16 protein-coding genes are annotated in these 22,537 nt (G+C 29.0%); 4 read left to right on the top strand and 12 right to left on the bottom strand.

Annotated elements, in window-relative coordinates:
• Positions 1-196: 196 nt before the first annotated feature.
• The gene (locus T369_RS0102480) at positions 197-1,033 is read left to right on the top strand and encodes a metallophosphoesterase (protein ID WP_031551293.1); all 837 of its coding nucleotides are present in this window, start codon (positions 197-199) and stop codon (positions 1,031-1,033) included.
• A 320-nt stretch (positions 1,034-1,353) separates the two neighbouring features.
• Here the strand turns inward: T369_RS0102480 and pepF are convergent, their stop codons facing one another.
• The 3 genes from pepF to T369_RS0102465 form a co-directional block, all read right to left on the bottom strand.
• Entirely contained in the window at positions 1,354-3,159 is a 1,806-nt protein-coding gene (pepF, locus tag T369_RS0102475) for an oligoendopeptidase F (protein ID WP_031551290.1), read from the bottom strand.
• 174 nt (positions 3,160-3,333) lie between these two features.
• Positions 3,334-3,885 (bottom strand): GNAT family N-acetyltransferase, encoded by a 552-nt coding sequence (locus T369_RS0102470; RefSeq protein ID WP_031551281.1) that lies wholly within the window; start codon positions 3,883-3,885, stop codon positions 3,334-3,336.
• Between the two features lie 122 nt (positions 3,886-4,007).
• Positions 4,008-4,847, bottom strand: a complete 840-nt coding sequence (locus tag T369_RS0102465) for a sulfurtransferase (RefSeq protein ID WP_031551279.1) — start codon at positions 4,845-4,847, stop codon at positions 4,008-4,010.
• Between the two features lie 241 nt (positions 4,848-5,088).
• Here T369_RS0102465 and T369_RS0102460 point away from each other — a divergent pair, with 241 nt between their 5' ends.
• Both T369_RS0102460 and serS read left to right on the top strand, forming a co-directional pair.
• Positions 5,089-8,367, top strand: coding sequence for a pneumococcal-type histidine triad protein (locus T369_RS0102460; RefSeq protein WP_031551277.1), 3,279 nt, complete (start codon positions 5,089-5,091; stop codon positions 8,365-8,367).
• Between the two features lie 384 nt (positions 8,368-8,751).
• Positions 8,752-10,032, top strand: a complete 1,281-nt coding sequence (serS, locus tag T369_RS0102455; RefSeq protein WP_031551273.1) for a serine--tRNA ligase — start codon at positions 8,752-8,754, stop codon at positions 10,030-10,032.
• Between the two features lie 88 nt (positions 10,033-10,120).
• On the opposite strand, the gene gltS is transcribed toward serS, so the two are convergent.
• The 7 genes from gltS to tpx form a co-directional block, all read right to left on the bottom strand.
• Complete coding sequence (gene gltS, locus T369_RS0102450) at positions 10,121-11,326, bottom strand: sodium/glutamate symporter (protein ID WP_031551270.1); 1,206 nt, start codon at positions 11,324-11,326, stop codon at positions 10,121-10,123.
• 214 nt (positions 11,327-11,540) lie between these two features.
• Positions 11,541-12,152: an NUDIX domain-containing protein gene (locus tag T369_RS0102445; RefSeq protein WP_006364735.1), complete on the bottom strand. Its 612-nt coding sequence runs from the start codon at positions 12,150-12,152 to the stop codon at positions 11,541-11,543.
• A 13-nt stretch (positions 12,153-12,165) separates the two neighbouring features.
• A complete protein-coding gene (gene whiA, locus T369_RS0102440) occupies positions 12,166-13,116 on the bottom strand; it encodes a DNA-binding protein WhiA (protein ID WP_016359583.1) in 951 nt (316 codons plus the stop codon).
• 125 nt (positions 13,117-13,241) lie between these two features.
• On the bottom strand, positions 13,242-14,672 hold the full coding sequence (locus T369_RS0102435; RefSeq protein WP_006364738.1) for an ABC transporter ATP-binding protein: 1,431 nt from the start codon (positions 14,670-14,672) through the stop codon (positions 13,242-13,244).
• A 4-nt stretch (positions 14,673-14,676) separates the two neighbouring features.
• Complete coding sequence (locus T369_RS0102430) at positions 14,677-15,366, bottom strand: energy-coupling factor transporter transmembrane component T (protein ID WP_006364739.1); 690 nt, start codon at positions 15,364-15,366, stop codon at positions 14,677-14,679.
• 1 nt (position 15,367) lies between these two features.
• Positions 15,368-15,988: an MptD family putative ECF transporter S component gene (locus T369_RS0102425; RefSeq protein WP_006364740.1), complete on the bottom strand. Its 621-nt coding sequence runs from the start codon at positions 15,986-15,988 to the stop codon at positions 15,368-15,370.
• 3 nt (positions 15,989-15,991) lie between these two features.
• Positions 15,992-16,498 carry a thiol peroxidase gene (gene tpx / locus T369_RS0102420; RefSeq protein WP_006364741.1) on the bottom strand — a complete coding sequence of 169 codons (507 nt, stop codon included), beginning with the start codon at positions 16,496-16,498 and terminating at the stop codon, positions 15,992-15,994.
• A 191-nt stretch (positions 16,499-16,689) separates the two neighbouring features.
• On the opposite strand from tpx, the gene T369_RS0102415 reads away from it, so the two are divergent.
• The gene (locus tag T369_RS0102415) at positions 16,690-18,876 is read left to right on the top strand and encodes a DUF5776 domain-containing protein (protein ID WP_233417872.1); all 2,187 of its coding nucleotides are present in this window, start codon (positions 16,690-16,692) and stop codon (positions 18,874-18,876) included.
• A gap of 139 nt (positions 18,877-19,015) precedes the next feature.
• On the opposite strand, the gene metG is transcribed toward T369_RS0102415, so the two are convergent.
• Positions 19,016-21,016: a methionine--tRNA ligase gene (gene metG, locus T369_RS0102410; RefSeq protein WP_031551263.1), complete on the bottom strand. Its 2,001-nt coding sequence runs from the start codon at positions 21,014-21,016 to the stop codon at positions 19,016-19,018.
• 229 nt (positions 21,017-21,245) lie between these two features.
• A complete protein-coding gene (gene pepT / locus T369_RS0102405; protein WP_031551260.1) occupies positions 21,246-22,472 on the bottom strand; it encodes a peptidase T in 1,227 nt (408 codons plus the stop codon).
• Positions 22,473-22,537 lie beyond the last annotated feature (65 nt).

Below are 22,537 nucleotides of genomic sequence, written 5' to 3'. Positions count from 1 at the left end.
AAAATTATCACTTACTATTTTAACATATATTAGGTACTAACGTATATACTTTACTACTTTAATTCACTCTTACTCTTATCATAATAAAACTAAATATTTATGTTTGAAATCTAAGTTTATTAAAATTTATTGACTTACTAAAATAACCCCTATATAATTAATGAAGATTTAATAAAATTTTACTAAAGGTGAAAACATGAAATATAAATATTTGGCACTAGCTCCGATAGCTATGGCAGGAGCTTTACTAAGACAAAATAAAAAAATTAAAGTTACAAAACACACTTTACCATTTAAAAGCTTGCCTATCGACTTTAATAATTATAAAATTGCCCATGTCAGTGATATTCACTGTGATAAAGTTGGTTATAGTGATTTATCGTTTTTAAATAAATTAAGAAAATTCAACCCAGATATAATTGTTATAACAGGCGATATTTTAGATAGTTATAAAAACAATATGGATGTTGCCTATAATGCTCTATGTCAACTTAGTTCTATTGCTACTTGTTACTTTGTTACAGGAAATCACGAACTACGTTTAGATAAAGAGAGAGAAGAATTAAAGTTAATGCTAGAAAAACTAAATATTACATATCTAAGTAATAATAACATTACATTAAGTATTGGAGATTCTGAAATTAATCTAGTTGGAGTTGAAGATTATAATTATTTTAAGTTTAAGGATAATTTATATCATAGAGAAAACTTTAAAAATATGCTTAATGAATTGTTCTCAAATAATAAGTTTAATATTTTATTATCACATCGCCCTGAAAAATTTAATCTTTATGTTGAAGAAAAATATGATTTAGTATTTTCTGGACATGCGCACGGTGGTCAATGGCAAATACCATTTATTGGTGGTATCTTTTCTCCAACTCAAGGTTTCTTTCCTGAATTTTATAAAGGCATTCATAAGAAAGATAATACTACCTTAGTAATCTCTCAGGGACTAGGAAATAGTTCTTTCCCACTTAGAATAAATAATTTAAGAGAATTAATTTTAGTTACATTAAAAAAAGAAGATTAGAGAAAAATCTCTAGTCTTCTTTTTGGTTATCTTTTAATTAATTTTGCGCATCTTCGATGCTTAAACGACTTAACTCTTCTCTTACCCCGCAGTTGCGTTAATCATTAGATTTCTTAAATCTAAAAGATGAAAAGAAATCTTATTGAGTAACGTATGCAAGAATATCCCAAGGCTTAGGAAAGTTTGACGTTAGCCTTGGTTGATATTCACTGTTAGAACTAAGAATTTATTCGTCCTTTTGTCCTCTAAATTCAAGTTCTTGTTGCATACGTAATCCGTAAAGTTCTTTGCGCATCTTCGATGCTTAACAACTTAACGGCTTACGCAAAGTACAATTTCTCGAATTTTTCGATTTTTTCTTCGAATCCTTTTAATGCTAATTCAATAGCTTCTGGTTTAGACATATCTACACCAGCATTTTTTAATACATTAATTGGATAGTCTGAATTTCCTTTTGATAAAAATTCGTCAATATAAACTTGTGCATTTTTACTATCTTCTAATATTAATCTAGATAGTGCTTGAGCTGCTGAATATCCAGTTGCATATTGATATACATAGTAGTTATAGTAGAAGTGAGGTACTCTTGACCATTCATATTTAATTTCTTCATCATAAGTAAATACATCACCGTAATATTTTTTAACTAAATTGAAGTACTCAGTATTTAAGAAATCAGAAGTGATTGCCCCACCATTTTGTAAGTGTTGGTTAATAATATGTTCAAATTCAGCAAATTGTGTTTGACGGTATACTGTACCAACAAATCCGTGAAGTGCTTCATTAAGAACTCTTAACATTCCTTCTTTATTTCCTTCTTTTTCAAATTTGCTGTATAGATATTCTGTTAATAATGCTTCATTACAAGTTGATGCTACTTCAGCCACAAAGATTGAATAATCTCCATATACATATGGTTGATTTTTTCTAGTGTAGAATGAATGCATTGAGTGACCTAATTCATGGATTAATGTATACACGTCATTAAGTGTTCCATCAAAGTTTAATAAGATAAATGGTTTTGTAGTATATCCTCCCCATGAATATGCACCAGAACGTTTACCTTTATTTGGATAAATATCAATCCAACGTTCAGTAAATGCTTTTCTCATATTATTTACATAGTCTTCACCCATTGGTTTAACCGCTTCTAATACGATATCTCTTGCTTCTTCAAAAGTAAATTTAATAGGTTCTCCATCAATCATAGATACTGATCTATCATATAATCTGAAATCATCGAATCCTTTTACTTTTTTATGTAATTCATAGTATTTGTGTAATGCTGGAATTTTACTATTTACAGTATCAACTAAATTATCATAAACTTCTTCAGGGATTAAGTTACTTGATAATGCATGATTTCTAGTAGAAGAATAGTTATGAGTATCTGCATAGTATTTTTTAGTTTTTAAATTTCCACCTAATGTAGAAGCTAAAGTATTAATATGTTTTTCAAAGTATTTATAAAGTGAGAAGAAAGTATTTTTTCTTAATTCTCTATCTGGACTCTCCATAAATGTTCCATATGTTCCATGAGTTAAAACATGTTTATTACCATCTTTATCTTCAACATCATCAAAATCAACATCTGTGTTATTTAATGCTGCGAATGTTTCATCACTTGCGCTTAATGCTTCACTAGCCATAGCAATTAATTTCTCCTGCTCTGGATCTAATGTATGCGGACGTTTTTTATTAATTTTTTCAATATCAAATTTATAAACTTTTAATTCATCAAGTTCTTCTATATATCCATTTAATACTTCTTCATCGACTGATAAAAGTTCCGGTACTAAAAATGACCATTCGGCTCCAAATTTAGAAGCTAGGCTTCCAGTTTTAGCATAAATTTCTTTGTTTTTACTGTCGGTACTATCTTGGTCATTTCTAAAGAAGGCATAAATATATAATTCTTCTAATTTAATTCCCCATTTTTCACTAACTTTAAAAACTTCTAGAAGTTCTTTTGCTCCTTTAGTTACCTTTCCTTTGTAATTTTTAATTTCTGGAAGAAATCCCTCTACTTCTTTAAATTGTTTCCAAAAATCTTCTTCTGTTGGAAAAATAGATTCTATATCCCATGTATTTTCAACTTTTTGGTCTTTTCTTAGTAATTCTGCCATGTAATTTCTCCTTTTTTTTACAAAAAATTAATCTTTACATACAATTATATCACACGTTCACATAATTTCATATGTAATTTTATTGAAAATATCAATAAATTTTCTGAAAATATAATGTTTCCTGACTAAAAAAGAATGAAGTGCTTATTCACCTCATTCTTTTTTAGATTTAATTTATTTTCTTATTACCATATGATCATAGTTTTCATGACCTATAAAAACTTCACATTCTTTTTTAAAATTAAAACTTTTATACAGTTTTCGCGCTCTATAATTTGATTGAGCTACATTTAAACTTAATAATGGATAACTGCTCTTAGTAAAGTCTTCCAATAATTTATTACCTACACCTTTTTCTCTACTTTCAGAAAATACATATAGTGTATCTAAATAATACTCTCCCTCTAACATCTCATCATAATCAAATATAATACTATTGTCACTTAGCCCAAATTTGCTTCTAACATTATTAAACCAGAAATCTTTCATTTCATCTAAATTATCATAATGATAGCTAAATGAAAAACCTAGAATCTCTCCATTTTCTTCGTAAACTGTACAGTATTTATGACTAAATCTATCTTCTTCCGACTCAAATATATACGTTAATATATCATAGAATATTTCTTTCGATACTTCATTTAGTATATCCAATTCTAAGGACTCTACAAATTCTCCTAAGCCTTCTAATACTTTTTTATCATCTTTAGTTGCTTTTCTTAGCATGTTTCCTCCATTATAGTTGAACTTTTATTTTTATTACTATAACAAGTTTCTATAGTTTTCCCATCAATTATAATATCAGTCTATTTATCTTAATAAATGTGTCAACAAATAAATATTATCTCTTATTCTACCTCAGCAACATTAGCATATCTTGCGAATGATGGTTCATAATTTCTTACTTTGTACCCTAATTCTGTTAATATAACAGCTACATAAGATGCACGAACTCCAGTTGTACAATATGTAATTTGTAATTTATTCTTATCTAGACCTTTATCTTCAAAGTATTTTTCCAACTCTTCTCTAGATTTAATAAAACCATCTTTATCAACTAATGAGTTAAATGGAATAGATATTGCAGTAGGAATATGTCCAGCTTTGTTTTCTCCATAAATAACACGGCCGTTATATTCAACTTCTAGTCTCGTATCAATAATTTGTACATTCTCATTACCTACTAATGTTAATAATTCATCAGTGAAAATAGCATTACTGTTATTTTCTCCTTCAACTCTAACTACATCACTAACATCAATTCTATCTTCTGATGGATTATATTTTTTATTAAATCCTAATGATTCAACTTGTTTAAAACCACCATCAATAATTTTAACATTATCAAAGCCTGCGTAATTAAATGTATAAAGAATACGTCCTTCATCCCCAAATCCTTGATCTGGCATAGTAAATCCATAGACTAATACTTCTGAATCTTCTTTAACCCCTAACTTAGAAAAAATTTGTTGATAGTTTTCTTTAGAAAGTAATTTCCCTAATTCTTCTCCTCCAAATTCCCCTAGTAAACTTATATCAGTCCAATCAACAACCGTAGCTTTATCATACATTAAAGCTCCTTCTTCTAACATACCCCCACGAGCATCAATTACTACAAGGTTGTCGTTTTCTCTATTAGATAATAAGTATTCTGCATCAACTAATTGTTTAAAATTAAATTGTGTCATAAAATACTCCTTTCACGAATAATTAATATACTAATTATTATATCATATATTATTTAAAAAAGTATTATTTTATCTTTTAATATAAGTGAACTTGTATATTCAGGTGTAATAATACACATTAGAATTAAATAAAAATATTATATTTTCTATTTAATCGTAAAGAATACTATTTACACACCATAAAATACATGTTATAATAAATCGAAATGATTTTGAAATAGAAAATATAGGAGTATATATTATGGATAAAAAGAAAAAAAATTTACTTGTTATACCATCCACACTACTAGTTCTTTCAGCTGTATGTTATGGTGGTTATGAATATTCTAAAAAAGATAACAATTCATCAAACAGCTTAGTACAGAATGTAAAAGAAGTAAAAAAAATAGCTTATGCTGAAAAAGAAAGTACTATAGTGGTTACTGCAATCACTGAAGACGGCTACGCTACTCTTCACGGAGACCATAGTCATTTTGAAAAAGGTTTAGTACCATATAATGCAAAATTTATAGATTCATTAGTTTATAAAAATGATAATTATACTTTAAAAGATGAAGATATACAATATGAAGTAGCTCAAGGGTACATAATAAAAATAGATGGAAAATTCTATTATTATCCTAAAAAAGGAGTAACACAATCAAATATAGTTGATGAAAAAACTGCAAAAGAAATAACTGCTAATGCACATCATCATGCACATTCTTCATCTTCAAATTCAAATTCAAGTAGCTCACATGAAGATAACTATACTTTTAACCCTAGTGATATCGTTAGTGAAACTGCTGATGGATATGTTGTTCGTCATGGCGATCACTACCATTACATCAAAAAAAGTTCTCTATCTTCTTCGCAACTATCACAGGCGAAACAATCTGGAGTAAATTATTCATTATCTCATTCAACAGCTGGAATTTCTTCTCCAACTAGTGATGGATATATATTTAGAGGAGCTCAAGATATTATAGGTAGCAATAGTTTTGGTTTTATCGTTCAACATGGGAGTCATCAACACATTATCCCATATTCACAACTACGTGGTACAAAATGGGAATATTTACTAAATAATCATAGTACTTCACATGCAACAACTCAAACTAGTCCAAATAACAATGATAATTATAAATTTGATCCAAAAGATATTGTAAGTGAAGATAAATATGGATATACAGTAAGACATAATGACCATTATCACTATATCCCTAAACCAAATAATGGTTCGATTACTACTCCACTTCCAAGCACACCAAAACCTGCAGTTCCTACAGTAGATAATAACAGTGATAAAAATAATAACTCAATAAAGCCTAGTATTTTATCATTTGCTGGAATACAGTTTAAAACTAGTGATGGGTTTATCCTATCAGATAATAGTAAAACTACCCCAACTTCAACAGGGCTACTTGCTTCACATGATGGCCATGAACACTTTATTTTCTACAAACAACTAGTTAATTCTAAATGGGAAAAATTAATTCCTGAGAAATATTTAGATAAAGCAAAAGAAGAATATAATTCACTAGAAAAAGAAGTAAATGAAAAAATCAATTATCTTTCTGAGAAAAATAAAATTGATAAAACTAAATTTAAATATGTAGCTACGTCTAATGGAGATGCATTATCATACGAAGGTAATACTACGCTACTAAAAGATATTAATAATACTGACAATAATAAAGTTGAAGATAAACCAACTTATTCTGCTGAGGTGGCGAAAAAAATAAACCACCTAGCAAAAATATTAAATATTGATCCTAGTTTAATTAAATTAGTAGAAACAGAAAATGGTCAGGCATTATCATATCCACACGGAGATCATAGTCATACTGTATTACTTAACGCTATTCATGTAGACGAAACTGAAGTTGAATTAACAGATGAAATTAAGAAACAAATAGATTATATTGCAGATGTATATGGTGTTCCTAAAGAAGCTATAAAAGTAACGAAAGATTTCTTCGTATTTAATGAACCAGCACATGCTTATGATCCGACTCATATTCACCCTTATATTATACCTAGAAGTAAATTAGAAATTCCTAAAATTACTGGAGATGATGAGTTAGATTTTGAAAATGAATTACTTTCATTATCTAAACGTACAGGTATTCCAGTAGATAAAATTACCGTTGAAGGAAATAAATTTGTAATTCCTCATGGTGATCACGATCATTACGTTAAAATAATTTCTAAAGGAGCTAACTTATACTATAAAAATAAACTTCCAAATATTACAGGAACTTATATTCCGGGTGAATTAGATAAGAGTAAAGTTTTAAGAGAAATTGAAAAATTAAAAAATAACTCAAATATAATATATAGCACTGATACTAAAAAAGCTCATAGAATAAACAGAGCATTAAATCAATTAATAAGTGAAATTAACGAACTACCTAGTAATTCAACAGCTGGATATTTAAAAATGTTGAATAATTTTGATGATAAATACATCGGTGTTAAAGATGAAAATAATACTACTCCAGCTACAGACACTATAACTGATCAATTAACTAAAACTTATAATGAATTACTTGATAAAGTAAAAGAAAGTAATGTTGAATATTATAGTATTACTAAAGCTAGTTTAACTGATAGACTAAACAAAGCTGTCTCTGAAAAAGATAGTAATGCATTTGCGCAAGTATCTCACCTATTGAGTGAAATCAAAAAATTTGATAATCAAACTGGAGCTACTGGTTTAAGTTATATTAAATATTTCATTGAGAATTTAGAAAGTGATAAAGTAAACAATAACTTACGCGAAGAGATGGCTTCTCTAATAAAAGATACATATGAAAGTGAAGCTAAAATTTCAGTTATCCCAATGCATACATTGGTTGAGCGTTTAATTAATGCTAAAAATCTACTTCACTACTCATTAGAAAATCCAACAATTACAAAAGTTGAGCACGGAGCTAACTATAAAAAACTTCAAGAAATTGATGAATCTGGTGAAACTATATTTAAATCTGCAAAACAATTTGTAGATGAGCTTAGCGACTTTTTACCTGCATTAGAGTTTTCAAAAGCAAAATATATAATTAAAGATGAGAAAGCTCCTGTTGAAAATAAAAAAGCTGAAGATAACAAAGATAATTCAGTAGATAAAAATAGTAATAGCAATAATGATGATGCTAATATACAAGCAAAAGTTAATTATCTTGCACAAGCATTAGGTATTAGTCCATCTTCAATCTCAGTAATTGATACTCCAAATGGGAAAGCATTAGTATTTACACTTAATGGGAAAACTCATGTAATACTTGCTAGCGCTATTGATTTATCTAAACCACTTCCTAACTTACGAGCTGAAAATAATGATAAACTAGATAAAGCTGTTGAAAATAAAGTTGCAGATAATAAACCTACAAATAACAAAGTTGTTGAAAACAAAGCTGTTGAAAACAACAACGCAGTTAATAACTCTGTAGAAAAACCAGCAAATCCTTCTACAGATGTTAAACCAAATATTGGTTCTTCTCCAAATTCAAATGCTAATACAGGTACACCCGACAAATAATTTTAATCGTATAAAATTAAGATAAACCAAATTCCTTACTTATACTTAGAAAAAATCTACTAAATTTTCGGTAAATACTTGACATATTTAGTAGAAATAGAGTAAAATGATTTTAAATAGATATATATAATTTGATTATAGACATGTTTTAATCTAAAAACTTTTTCAGAGAGAGTGACTAAGCTGAAAACACTCATTGTTTATTTTAAAATTCTACTATAGCAATATCAAATTAAACTTTTGAGAATCTTATTAGATTGAATTTGGGTGGAACCGCGGTTAGTATATGAATCGTCCCTTACGTCTTTGACGTAAGGGATTTTTATTTTATCCTTTTTAATAATATAAGATTTTCAATAAATAAAAAATAAAGGAGCAATGTATATGTTAGATATTAAATTATTTAGAGCAAATCCTGAAATGGTAAAAGCAAAATTATCAGCTAGAAATTTAGATACTGAGGTTGTTGATGTTCTTTTAGACCTTGATAAAAAACGCCGTTCTTTACTAGTTGAAGTTGAGGACTTAAAAGCACTTCGTAATAAACGTAGTGAAGAAATAGCTGTATTAAAACGTAAACGTGAAGATGCTACAGATGTAATTAATGAAATGAAAAAAGTTTCTGATGATATTACTGCACGTGATATTGAAGTTAAACAAATTTCTGAAGAAATTAATGAAAAAATTATTCGTATCCCTAACCTAATCTCTGATGAAACTCCATACGGAGAGACTGAAGATGAAAATATTGAAGTTCGTCGTATTGGACAAGTTCGCGAATTTGGTTTTGAACCTAAAGCTCATTGGGATTTAGTTGAAGAATTAGATATTGCTGACTTCGAACGTGCTGCAAAAATTTCTGGAAGTAGATTCGTATTCTACAAAAAAGCTGGGGCTTTACTTGAGCGTGCTCTTATTAACTTTATGCTTGATATTCATGTTACTGAACATGGTTATGAAGAATTTATGGTACCTCAATTAGTTAATAGAACTGCATTATTCGGTACTGGACAATTCCCTAAATTTGTTGAAGATGTTTATACTGTTGAATCAGAAGGATTAACACTTATCCCTACTGCAGAAGTACCATTAACAAACTACTACAATGATGAAATCTTAAGTGAAGATATGTTACCAAAAGGTGTAACAGCGTTTAGTGTTTGTTTTAGATCTGAAGCAGGAAGTGCTGGACGTGATACTCGTGGATTAATTCGTCTTCACCAATTCAATAAAGTAGAAATGGTTCGTTTCTCTAAACCAGAAAATTCTTATGAACAATTAGAAATTATGACTAGTCATGCAGAGAATATTCTTAAAAAATTAAACCTTCCTTATCGTGTAATTACACTATGTTCTGGGGACACTGGATTCTCTAGTGCAAAAACTTATGATATTGAAGTTTGGTTACCAAGTTATAATGCATATAAAGAGATCAGTTCATGTTCAAACTGTACTGACTTCCAAGCTAGACGTGCTAATATGAGATTCAAACGTGAAGATACTGGAAAAGTAGAATTTATTCATACATTAAACGGATCAGGTCTTGCTGTAGGACGTTGCTTATCTGCAATCATTGAAAACTATCAAAACGAAGATGGTTCTATCACAGTTCCAGAAGTACTACGCCCATACATGCGTGGACTTGAAAAAATTGAAAGAGATTAGTTTAATAAAATAATAATTGTAAACTTTCTTTAATATAAAAAACATGTCAAGAAGTAGTTAAGTACTTTCTTGACATGTTTTTTATTTATTATCTTGCTAAGAATGAGAAGAATCCACTTATTATAGCAACGTTAAAGAAGTCTATAAATAGTGCACCAACTATTGGCATAACGAAGAATGCTATATACGAATACTTGTATTTATCGCAGACACTTTGCATATTAGCAATTCCATTAGGTGTTGCTCCTAAAGAAAATCCTGCGTGTCCTGATGATAAAACTGCGGCATCATAGTTGCTTCCCATAACTTTAAATGTAATAAAGTATATAAATAGATAAGCAAGTACTACTTGACCAATTAATAATAAAGCTAATTGACCTGCTACACTACCTAATTCCCATAGTTTTAAACTTATCATTGCCATTCCTAAGAATAAATTCAACGAAACATCTTCTAATATATGAACCTCTTCATAATGAAGGTCGAACTTTGTTGTTGAATCTGAAATATTTCTTAAAACCGCAGCAACTAACATAGGTCCAATATAACTTGGGAAATTTAAATAGTGATTTAAATAACTTGATACATAACTACCTATAAACATTGATAGTAAAATTAAGAAAAATGCTTTTGCAAAATTTTCACCATCTAATTTTTTTACATCATTATCAAATAAAAATTCATCATTCTTTTGTTTATCTTCAATTTTTTGAGGTTTAACTTTTAAGTTTTTCTTTCTTATAAGCCTATTTGCTATTGGCCCCCCCATACTAGAACCAGCTATAAGACCAAAAGTAGCTGCCGCTATAGCTACACTTTTTGCTCCTGTATGACCTAAATCTTCAACTATTGGTGCCATAGCTGCTGCTGTACCATGTCCTCCAGTCATTGCTGTCGAACCTGTTAAAAGCGCAACTAATGGATCTACACCTGTTACTAAACCTATTCCTAGTGCTACTACATTTTGTAATATTACTAGCCCTATTGCACATAGTAAAAATAATACTACTTTTTTTCCACCTACTTTTAAAAGTCTCCAACTAGCATTAAATCCAATACTTGTAAAAAATACTGTCATAAAGAAACTTTGTAAAGTATTATCAAATTCAAAAATTATAAAATTAGTTTGTCTTAAAATTAAGTTTATTATTGCGAATAAAAATCCCCCAATTACTGGTGATGGGATACAATATTTTTCAAAAATTCTAACCTTTGTTCTTAAAATTCGTCCTACTATCAAAATAATAACAGCTAAACCTACTGTTTGAATCATATCCATCTTGATATTGAACATGCAATCATCCTTTCTATATTTTATTTTATACATATAAAAAAAAACAAAAACTCTAGATCGAACCTATACTCGAGCCGAGCTTTTAAATACTATATATCTATCTTACATTGTAATGAATTTTATTACAATATTATGTTAGATTTTTTAACACTTGTCAAATTAAATAGACTGGACTTTATATATTAATTTACAAAATCCAGTCTAATATACTAAATTACATAATTGGTTTTAAAAAGTCTGACCAACTTTCGTAATTTTCTTCTTTTCGTGCATCATCTCCTGTAGTCCATTTGATTTCTAAAGTATCGTCTTCTCTAACTACTACATTAGATTTATCAACTTCACATTCATAGACAACACCGATGTGAACTTGTCCTACTTCTGTTTTGTCATCATTAATTAAACCTATGAAATGAAGATTTTCTAATGCATATTCTTCAGAAACACCTACTTCTTCAAACAACTCACGAGCTGCATTAATTTTTAGCATTTCATAAATAGTTTTCCCTTCTACTTCATTCATATGTCCACCGATTCCGACAGATGCTTTCCCGTGAAGTCTTGCTTCACCTCCACCAACTAGACGTTTATAAACTAATATTTCTTTTGTATTACGATCTTTAATAACAGCATAACCTATAAGTTGTTTATAACTGTTATCTTCCTCCATATCACCACGACGTTTTACTTCATACGAAGTGAATGTATCAACTATTTTTTTTACTTTTTCATCTTCTCTAGGTAAAAATCCATAAAAATGATTTTCTTCATTGTTAAAAAGATCTTTTCTATTTACTACTAAAATTTGTTCATCCCATTTACTCATTGTTCTTCTCCTTTTATTTTGGTTGATAAGTTCCTTCTTTTAATTCTTTAGCTATTTTAGCTATTTTTCTAAATCTATGATTTAATCCTGATTTAGATAATTTTCCATCTTCTATCATTTCTGCAATTTCTTTTAGAGGATATTCAGGATACTTTAATCTAGCTTCTGCAACTACTCTAAGTTTATCATCAAGGTTATCTAACCCTAATCGTTCTTCGATTATATTTATATCCTCAACCTGCTTTGCAGATGCATTAACTGTTTTATTCATATTTGCCATATCGCAGTTTTGCATTCTATTTACAGAGTTGTTTATATCACGTACAATACGTTCATCCTCAAATTGGAACAATGCTTGATATGCTCCAACTAAGTTTATAAATTCTGCAATTTTTTCCGATTCTTTTATATATACTATAAAACCTTTTTTTCTTTCTAAACTTCTTGCATTTAAATTAAATGAATTTAAAAGTTCCATTAATTCTTTATTATGTTCTTCATAGTAAGAGAAAATCTCCATATGATAACTTGAAGTTCGTGGATTATTAATTGAACCACCAGCTAAAAAAGCTCCTCTTAAATAAGCTTTTTTCTTCTCTTCTGTATCAATTAGTTCTTCTGCAATATCTAATCTCATAGTGTAATCATCATTTAATATATATAAATCTGTTAATATTGCTTTAACATCTTGATCTAAACGACATATATATACATTATTCTTTTTTAATTTCAATTTTTTTCTAACAGAAATATTGATATGTACCTTATAAAAATATTTTATAAGAGAATACATCCTTCTAGCTATTGAAGCATTTTCTGTTTGAAAGCTAAGACTTAACCTACCATTTGCTATTGTCAAAATACCATTCATCTTTATTAACGCTGATAATTCCGAGAGAAATTCTCTATCTTTCGTAATTTCTATTAAGGTTAATTCCTTTTTCATATCCGAAGCGTAAGACAATTTTACCCCTCCTATCTTAATAATATAACCTATTTATTTTATCATGATACACCTATTTAGACAAGTTTTTTGATAGGTACTACTTTATGTTTTTCAGACTAAAAAAAGCTAATATGTTAATCATATTAGCTCATTATATTTAAGATTTTTTCTTTATTTTCTTCGTTGACTTCTATTCTTTCTTTAATACCATTTTCATCAAAGTAAAGTACTTCATCCGAAATCGTACATAGAAATTCATAGTCATGAGTAATAATAAATATTACTACATCTTCTTCGGCTATTTCTTCAATCAGACTACTTAATTCTATCATATTAACATAGTCTAAACCACTAGTAGGTTCATCAAAGATTAAAATATTCTTATTTGATAATAATGCTGATGCTATTGCTACCCTTTGTTTTTCCCCACCAGATAGAGTATTAGGATGTCTCTTTAAAAATGGTCTAATACTTAGCTTATCTATTACTTCATCAAATCTTTCAAGATTATTGCTACCAAGTTTAATTTCTTTTTCTACCTGATTTGTAAATAATTGATAGTTCACATCTTGCATTACCTGGAACGTATTTTTTATTAAATCTTTATTTTTTAATGGAATATTATTTAATAATACTGAATTTTTTGATTTAATTAAACCACTTAATGCATTAGCAAATGTAGTTTTTCCACAACCATTATCTCCGATTATTGTATAAATCTTAGATGAATCAAAACTTTCGTTTTTTATTTTCAATATGTTTTTATTAACTTTATACTCTAAATTATCGATTTGGAGATAATTTTGTTTATATTCCCTCTTAGATCTTTCTCTAAGTTGAACTTTCGTTAAGTCTATTTGACGAGTTTTACAATGACTACCATCGAAATGTTGTAATTGATCTTTTGTTACTTCCTGAATTATCTGACCTTCCCTTATTATATACATTCTATCAATAAGGTCTCTTAAATAATAAATTCTATGTTCTGCTACTATAATTGTTTTACCTTGATCTTTTAGTGTTTGCATTATAGATGCAATTAGCTCAATAGCCTTCAAATCTAAATTACTTGTTATTTCATCTAGTACATAGACATCTGCATCTAGCATCATACTTGCCATAAATGCTAAGCGCTGCTTTTCTCCACCACTTAACTCCAGTATGTTCCTGTCTAGTAGATGTTCCGCTGAAAAATCTTTAACAATTTTATTCATTCTTTGGGCTATTTCATCCTTGGAATAACCATAATTTTCCATACTAAAAGCTAATTCACTAGTTGAGTCTAAATTAAAAAATTGATTTTTCGGATTTTGGAAAACACTACCTACAACCTTAGAGAATTCCTTTAATCTATCCCCTATCTTAAGATGGGCTACTTTTAATTCTCCACTAAAACCTCCGTTAAAAAACTCTGGAGCTAAACCATTTAACACACGAAGAATCGTTGTTTTACCACATCCACTTCTTCCAGTAAAAAGAACACATTCTCCCTTTTTTATATTTAGTGACAAATTTTCAATATTCAATTTTTCAGATCCTATGTATTTATAATTAAAATTTTTAAACTCTATCAATTTATCACCTCATAAACATAATATAAACAAATCCAATAATTACCAAAATAGAGAAAATGTAATCTTGTATTTTGAATTTTAATTCCACAAATGATGTAGGCTCATTCTCATTATCTAACCCTCTACATAAGCACGATACCGACAATTCATTTGCTATATTCGTACTAATTATTACATATGGTACAAATACATATTCAAAAAATTTAATTGGATGTAGTAAATAATATCCTCTATTAACTCCTATACCTTTGATTTTTAATGAGTTTCTTATAAGTTTGTAGTCTGTCAAAAGAACTGGGAAAAATCTGAATAAAACAGCTAAAACTATAATCACTTTTTTAGGTAACCTTATTTGTCTTAAAAAGCATATTAATTCTGATACTTTAGAACTACTAACTAATGCTATTCCCGCGCACAAAGGAAAATATAGTGTTTTATACATTAACGATGTTAGTAATAAAAAACTATCAATAACTTTTAGTGTTACTGTATGAGAAAAATACATCTCATAAACCGTAAAAAACATATATATTAAAAATAAGTTCATCATTCTTCTAAAATTAGAATTTACACCTAGATATAGTGTAAATAATACAGCAATAACTAGATGTAAATTTAAGGTCATCATTTTAAACATTAAGATATTAGCAAGAATAAGAACTAAAATTTTCACTCTTATATCTAACTTCAACATATTATAATCCTGCTTTTTTAAAGTTTTTGAAATAAATTTTTCTTCCGATATACGTACCTACTAGTGAAAAAATAATAGTAAATACTACTATAAAAATAAAAGTTTTCATATCTGAACTTTGCATAACCAAATCTATTTTTTCTTGAGGAAAGTTTCTTCCTTGTAGATGTTTAATATAGTTATCTTTCATAAAAAACATTGGTAAAATTATTCCTATATTTCCAAGATTAAAAAACAGATATGATAAATACTCATTATTTTTTCTAAAGAAAAACTCTGCGCATATAGCGGCTATAAATAAAGCTATAGAACCAATAAACGCATGTCCAGAAAGTGCCATAAATAAGGCAATTATAGCAGTCATAATAAATATCGCCATGTTTTTATTAATTTTATTAAAGATTAAACTATATACTCCACCACACACTAGAGCAACTACTACTGAAGTATATGTAGCAAAATATACTTTACCACCAAAAATTACAGAAGTTAAAAGAGTTCCTATACCTACTCCAGCTCCCATTACTATAATTAAAAGTATAGTGTAAAGGCCTAAAGTGATAAGGTCATTAATTTGCAAATTTTTGTTTTCTTCTTTATTAATATATTTTAATTCCGTCATTTACTACCTCGCACTTAGATTTTTTACTTCTTCTAATGCTTTCTCAAAATCAGGTTCATTTCCTACTTCTTCGCATAATTCTTTGTAACGAACTACACCTTCAGTATCAACTACAAATACTGCACGTGCTAATAATCCTAATTCTTCAATTAAAAGACCTGCTTGATTTTCAAAATCACGATATTTGTAGTCTGACACAGTAACTGCATTATCTACACCTTTATCTGCACAAAAACGTCCAAGTGCAAAAGGTAAATCTTTAGAAACAGTTATAACTACTGCATTATCATAATTCTTGATTTCTTGGTTAAATCTAGTAGTCTGAACAGCACAAACACCAGTATCTACTGATGGAAATGCATTAATTACTAAAACTTTTCCTCTATAATCTTCAAGATTAAAGTCTGATAAATCTTTATTTGTTGCCTTGAAATTAGGAAAAACATCACCTACATTTACTTTATCTTCTATTGTAATATTAGTGCCTTTAAAGCTAATTGTTTTTTTCATTATTAATTACCTTATGATTTAAATAATCATTATCCTTCCATAAAAATACATATACTTAATGATAACATATTTCAATTAGAGTAGCAAAGTTTTTTCTTTATTTTTTATTAGGTTTTTAATTCCTTTTAATGTAGTATTAACATCATTTTATGATATAATATATCCTACTAGTGAGTGAAAGGATTATTAACATGACAACCGAAGAAAAAGAAAAGTTCAATGAAGAGCAATCATCTAACTCTGACTTAGAAAAAGAGAATAAATCTTCTTTTTTTGGGCGTTTAAAAACTCAAGTAAGTAATTTAAAAACTAAAGTCGAAAAATTGGCTTTTGAAGAATTTGAAGATGATGACGCTAATCATGAAGATGAAGAAGAATTAAATAATGAAGTCAAAAAAACAACTGACAAAAAAGAAGTTATTGAAAATAAACATATAACTGATAATAAGGAAATCAATATAGGTAAACAGTCAATTGAAGATAAACAAATTGATAATAATAAACAAGTTACTAATCATGAACCCGAAATAAAAGAAGTATACAAAGAAGATGATGTTCAGATAGAAGATGAAGAGCTTATTCAAAAACAAAAAGAAGCTAAACAACGTGCTATTCAACTAGAAGAAGAAAGAAAACAATTTGAACTTACACAACAAAAAATTGCTGAAAAGCAAAAACGTCGTGCTGCTGAAAGAGAAGAAGAAGAGCGTCTTGAACGTCAACGTATTGAAAAAGAAAAGGCTGAAAAACTTGAACAAGAGCGTCTTGAACGTGAACGTATTGCTCGCGAAAAAGAACTTGAACGCCAACGTATTGAAAAAGAAAAAGCTGAAAAACGTGAACAAGAGCGTCTAGAACGTGAGCGTATTGCTCGTGAAAAAGAACTTGAACGCCAACGTATTGAAAAAGAAAAAGCTGAAAAACGTGAACAAGAACGTCTTGAACGTGAACGTATTGCCCATGAGAAAAAATTAGAGCAAGAACGCATTGAACGTGAACAAGCTGAAAAAAGAAGAAGAGAGTTCGAAGAGAGAGAAAAAGCGCAAAAATTAGCTGATGAGAAAAAGAAAATTGAATTACTTGAAAAAGAAAATCAAAAAAGAGAACACGAAAATAATCTCTTACACCTTCAAAATTCATTACTAATTACAGAAGATAAAATAGAAGATCAAAAAATGTTACTTCATCGCCTAAAACGTAGAAATGAAGAACAAGAAAAAATACAACCGGTAAAAGAGAAATTAAACTCTCTTATAGCTGAAAAACAACAACTTAATAAAGATATTTCTGCAGAGAAAAAACAAATTGAAAAAATTCAAAAACAACTTGATTTAGAACAAAAATTAGCTGGTTTCAGAAAAGAAATTAATAGTATTAAAAAAGAAGTTGTAAATGAAGATGAGACTATATTTAAAGTTAAAGATTCTAACAACAAACTGCAAAATATTTTCGTTGCTGCTTTTACTGGTATTAAAGCAACTATTTGGAAAAAAGTCTTCAAAAAAGATGTTGAAAACTATGATAATATTAAGAAAACAGGAAGTAATATAAAAGTAAAAATTGCTACTTCTCTAATACTAGCTACTCTGCTTTCTATTTTCTTCTTAATTACACTAAAATTTGTTTCTTCTGCTCAAGAACATTATGTTAGTTTTGATGATCTTCAAACTACTCAAGTAGATTCAACGGAAGAAATGAAAAAACAAAAAGAAGCTGAAGAAAAAGCAAAAATACTAGAGGCACAAGAAAAAGCAAACGCAGCTCGTATTGATTCAGAAGCCCAAGATGAAGAAATCACAGCCAAACTTGCTGGTACTTTCGTTTCATATTCATTTGATGTTAATCGCGAAGTTACAGTTAATAAGAAAATACATTCATTTAAATCAGCTAACTGGTCTGATACTGGAGATGTTATAGAAGCAGGAACTAAACTGAAAGTTGACAAATTAGTTTCTCCTGCAGGTTATATGATGTACCGTATCTCATCGGGAGAACATTCTGGTAAGTATATAACTGCAAATGAGAAGTTTGTTAGAGTTGATAAAAAAGAAGATCAACTTTCTAACCCAATTTCTAGACCTGTAGCTATTAAACTGCTAGCTTCACAAAATATCTATTCAGATGAAGAATTAAGTAAAGTACGTGTTACTATGAGTAATGGAGCAGTATTAAATATTAACGGTTATGGTATCTCTAAAAACAATAGATTAATTTACTTTATTTCTGATGGATCATATGTACCAGTTAATCCTATACGTATAACAGAAGTAAACCGTGAATCTGCGAACTCTAAAGATATAAATAAAGAAAACAATAGTAGTTCAAATAACCAAAAAAATAGTACAACTCAAAATACTACTCAGAAAAAAAATAATTAGATAAAAAGACCTTTCATAACAGAAAGGTCTTTTTCAGTATACTTATACTTTGTTTTATCTCTACACCTAAGCAGTAAAATCTTATAATAGATATCAAAAAAATTCCTAGAGTGATTCTCTAGGAATTTCTTATTAATTATTATCTAATCTCAGCTCCATTTGGTATGTCTGCATTAACTTCTATAACACGTAAAATACCATCTTTTTCTGCCGATAAAATCATACCTTCACTTAGTTCTCCACAAAGTTTAACAGGTTTTAAGTTAGCTACTACTGCTACTTTTTTCCCTATTAACTCAGCTGGATCATAATATTTAGCAATACCAGAAACTATTTGTCTTTGGTGATTACCTAAATCTAATTTGAATTTAAGAAGTTTTGAACTTTTCTTAACTTTTTCACATTCTAAAACTTCAGCAACTCTTAGTGATGTTTCAAAGAATTTATCAATTGAAATCTCTTCTGCTAATTCTACATATGAGTCATCTTTTTCTTCTTTTGATTCAGTTTCAAGATTTGCTAATGCTTTTGGAGACATTTGCTCTTTAATATATTCTACTTCAACATCTTTATCAAATCTTGGGAAAATTGGAGTTGGTTTTTCTACAACTTTTACAGTTCCATCGAATACACCGAATGTTTTTGCTGTTTCAAATGTTAATAACTCTTCGTTAATTCCTAACTGTTTAGCTATTTCTTTAGGGGCATTTGTTAATGCTGGTGAAATTAAAATTGTAGCTATACGTAAACTTTCTGCTAAATAGTTCATTACTTTATCTAACTCTGGTTGATTAGCTTCATCTTTTGCTAGAATCCATGGAGTTGTTTGGTCTATATATTTATTAGTTCTAGAAATAAATTTCCAAACAGATTCTAAAGCTTTAGAAAACTGCATATTTTCCATATATTCTTCATATTCTGCTATAACTTCTTTAGATAAATCTATTAATTCTTTGTCAAATTCAGTTGTTGGTTCTACAAATTTAGGTATTACTCCACCACAATATTTATTAATCATAGAGATTGTTCTGTTTAGTAAGTTTCCTAAATCATTTGAAAGATCTGAGTTAATTCTGTCGATAAAGCTTTCTGGAGTGAAGATTCCATCTTGTCCAAAAGGAACTTCACGTAGTAAGTAATAACGAGCAGCATCTAATCCATAGCGTTCTATTAGCATATAAGGATCTACTACATTTCCTTTAGATTTACTCATTTTACCATCTTTCATTAATAACCAACCATGTGCGAATACTTTTTTAGGAAGTGGTAAGTCTAAAGCCATTAATAAAATTGGCCAGTAAATAACGTGGAAACGAACGATTTCTTTACCTACTACTTGAACATCAGCAGGCCAATATTTGTTGAATAGTTCTTCACTTTCTCCAGTAGCATATCCTAGGGCTGTGATGTAGTTTACTAATGCATCAATCCATACGTAAACAACATGTTTAGGATTAGATTTTACTTTTACACCCCAATCAAATGTTGTACGTGTTACAGCAAGATCTTCTAGACCTGGTTTAATAAAGTTATTTAACATTTCATTCTTTCTGCTTTCAGGAAGAATAAATTCTGGGTGTTCATCATAGTATTTAACTAGACGGTCTGCATATTTACTCATTTTGAAGAAGTAACATTCTTCACTTACAAGTTTAACTTCATTACCACTTGGCGCAATACCACCAATCATATTTCCTTCTTCATCACGAAAAACTTCTTGTAATTGAGTTTCTGTAAAGTACTCTTCATCACTTATAGAATACCAACCTTGATATTCACCTAAATAGATATCACCTTTTTCTACAAGGCGTTCAAAAATCTCAGCAACTGCTCTTTCATGATAATCATCAGTTGTTCTGATAAATTTGTTATAATCTATATCCATAGCTTCCCATAATTTTTTAATGTCTTTAATCATATCATCAACATAAGCTTGTTCACTAATCCCTTTTTCTTGAGCTTTTTGTTGAATTTTTTGTCCATGTTCATCTGTTCCAGTTAGGAAAAATGTATCATATCCACTTAATTTTTTATATCTAGTTAGTGCATCACATGCTACTGTTGTGTAGGCATGACCGATATGTAAATTACCACTTGGATAATAAATCGGTGTTGTTACGTAAAATGTTTTCTTAGTCATTTCACATACCCCTCTCTATATTTATTCATTATTTATACAGTAACTATTTTACCATATATTTCGCTTTGTTGCACCGTTTTTCTCTATATTTTTTAATATTTTTAAGAAATTTAAAGTACAAATTAAAACTAGACTAGATATACATCTGAAAACTCAAAACTTAATTTCAGAAAATAATCTAGTCTAGTCATTGTATTTCTTTATCTTTCACACCAAGGTGTGATTTTTTCTACTTTTTTGCTAATTTAGCTATCTCCACAATTGTATCAGCAGCTTTTGTCATATGTTCTAAACAACTAAATTCATATTGCCCATGGAAGTTTTCTCCTCCAACAAAGATATTTGGAGTTGGAATACCCATATATGAGATTTTAGAACCATCTGTTCCACCACGAATAGGAATAATAATAGGAGTTACACCTGCATTTTTAATAGCTTGTTCTGCTACGTCAACACAGCGTTTATCTTCTTTAATAACATCGCCCATATTGTAATATTGGTCAAATAGTTCATACTCTACAACATTACCATATTTTTCATTAATTTTTGCTGCAACTTCTTCAGCAAATTTTTTACGAGCAAGGAATTTTTCTTTGTCGTGATCACGGATAATATATACCATTTCAGCTTCTTCAATTCTAGCTTGCATATTATGTAATAAATAGAATCCTTCATATCCTTCTGTGTGCTCAGGAACTTCTTTTTCTGGGAATAATGATGCTAATTCTGCTGCAATCATATTAGCATTTTTCATTTTACCTTTTGCAGTACCTGGGTGAACACTAACACCTGTAATTTTATATGTAATTTGAGCAGCATTAAAACTTTCATATTGAAGTTCTCCTAATACACCACCATCCATAGTGTACGCATAGTCAGTTGCAAAACCTTTTGCATCAAAGTGGTCTGCTCCACGTCCAATTTCTTCATCTGGACCAAACGCTATTCTAATTTCTCCATGTTCAATTTCAGGATGCTCACTTAAATATTTTGCAGCTTCAACTATTTCTGTAATACCAGCTTTATCATCCGCTCCTAGTAATGTTGTCCCGTCAGTTGTAATAAGAGTTAAACCTTTATAGTTGTGTAGATTAGGAAACTCTTCAGTAGTCATCACTATATTTTGTTCTTTATTTAAAACAATATCTTTACCATCATAGTTTTCAATTACACGTGGGCTAATTCCTTCTACATTGAAATCAGCTGTATCAACATGCGAAATGAAACCTATTTTATCATATGGTTTATCTGTATTTGCAGGCAAAGTTGCAGTTAAAAACCAATTTTCTTCGTTAAGAACAATATCTTTAAGATTCAATTCTTCTAATTGTCCTTTTAACATACGAAGAAAATCTTTTTGTTCTGGAGTCGAAGGAATTGTTGTACTACTAGCATCTGATCTAGATTTAAAATTAACATATCCTAAAAAACGCTCTAGCATAGTTTCATATTTCATTATTATTCACCTCATTTAATTACTTTATATTAATTATAATACACTTTTATAACAAATGTAAGGGG

Source organism: Gemella sanguinis ATCC 700632 (assembly GCF_000701685.1).
Classification (GTDB): Bacteria; Bacillota; Bacilli; order Staphylococcales; family Gemellaceae; genus Gemella; species Gemella sanguinis.
This window is presented reverse-complemented; position numbering and strand designations above follow the sequence as displayed.

Coding starts and splice junctions, on each gene's coding strand:
- T369_RS0102430 (WP_006364739.1), bottom strand. CDS start 15,366: ATGTTGAAGTTAGATATAAGAGTGAAAATTTTAGTTCTTATTCTTGCT.
- T369_RS0102480 (WP_031551293.1), top strand. CDS start 197: ATGAAATATAAATATTTGGCACTAGCTCCGATAGCTATGGCAGGAGCT.
- serS (WP_031551273.1), top strand. CDS start 8,752: ATGTTAGATATTAAATTATTTAGAGCAAATCCTGAAATGGTAAAAGCA.
- T369_RS0102470 (WP_031551281.1), bottom strand. CDS start 3,885: ATGCTAAGAAAAGCAACTAAAGATGATAAAAAAGTATTAGAAGGCTTA.
- T369_RS0102460 (WP_031551277.1), top strand. CDS start 5,089: ATGGATAAAAAGAAAAAAAATTTACTTGTTATACCATCCACACTACTA.
- metG (WP_031551263.1), bottom strand. CDS start 21,016: ATGACTAAGAAAACATTTTACGTAACAACACCGATTTATTATCCAAGT.
- gltS (WP_031551270.1), bottom strand. CDS start 11,326: ATGTTCAATATCAAGATGGATATGATTCAAACAGTAGGTTTAGCTGTT.
- T369_RS0102465 (WP_031551279.1), bottom strand. CDS start 4,847: ATGACACAATTTAATTTTAAACAATTAGTTGATGCAGAATACTTATTA.
- T369_RS0102425 (WP_006364740.1), bottom strand. CDS start 15,988: ATGACGGAATTAAAATATATTAATAAAGAAGAAAACAAAAATTTGCAA.
- T369_RS0102445 (WP_006364735.1), bottom strand. CDS start 12,152: ATGAGTAAATGGGATGAACAAATTTTAGTAGTAAATAGAAAAGATCTT.
- tpx (WP_006364741.1), bottom strand. CDS start 16,498: ATGAAAAAAACAATTAGCTTTAAAGGCACTAATATTACAATAGAAGAT.
- pepF (WP_031551290.1), bottom strand. CDS start 3,159: ATGGCAGAATTACTAAGAAAAGACCAAAAAGTTGAAAATACATGGGAT.
- T369_RS0102415 (WP_233417872.1), top strand. CDS start 16,690: ATGACAACCGAAGAAAAAGAAAAGTTCAATGAAGAGCAATCATCTAAC.
- pepT (WP_031551260.1), bottom strand. CDS start 22,472: ATGAAATATGAAACTATGCTAGAGCGTTTTTTAGGATATGTTAATTTT.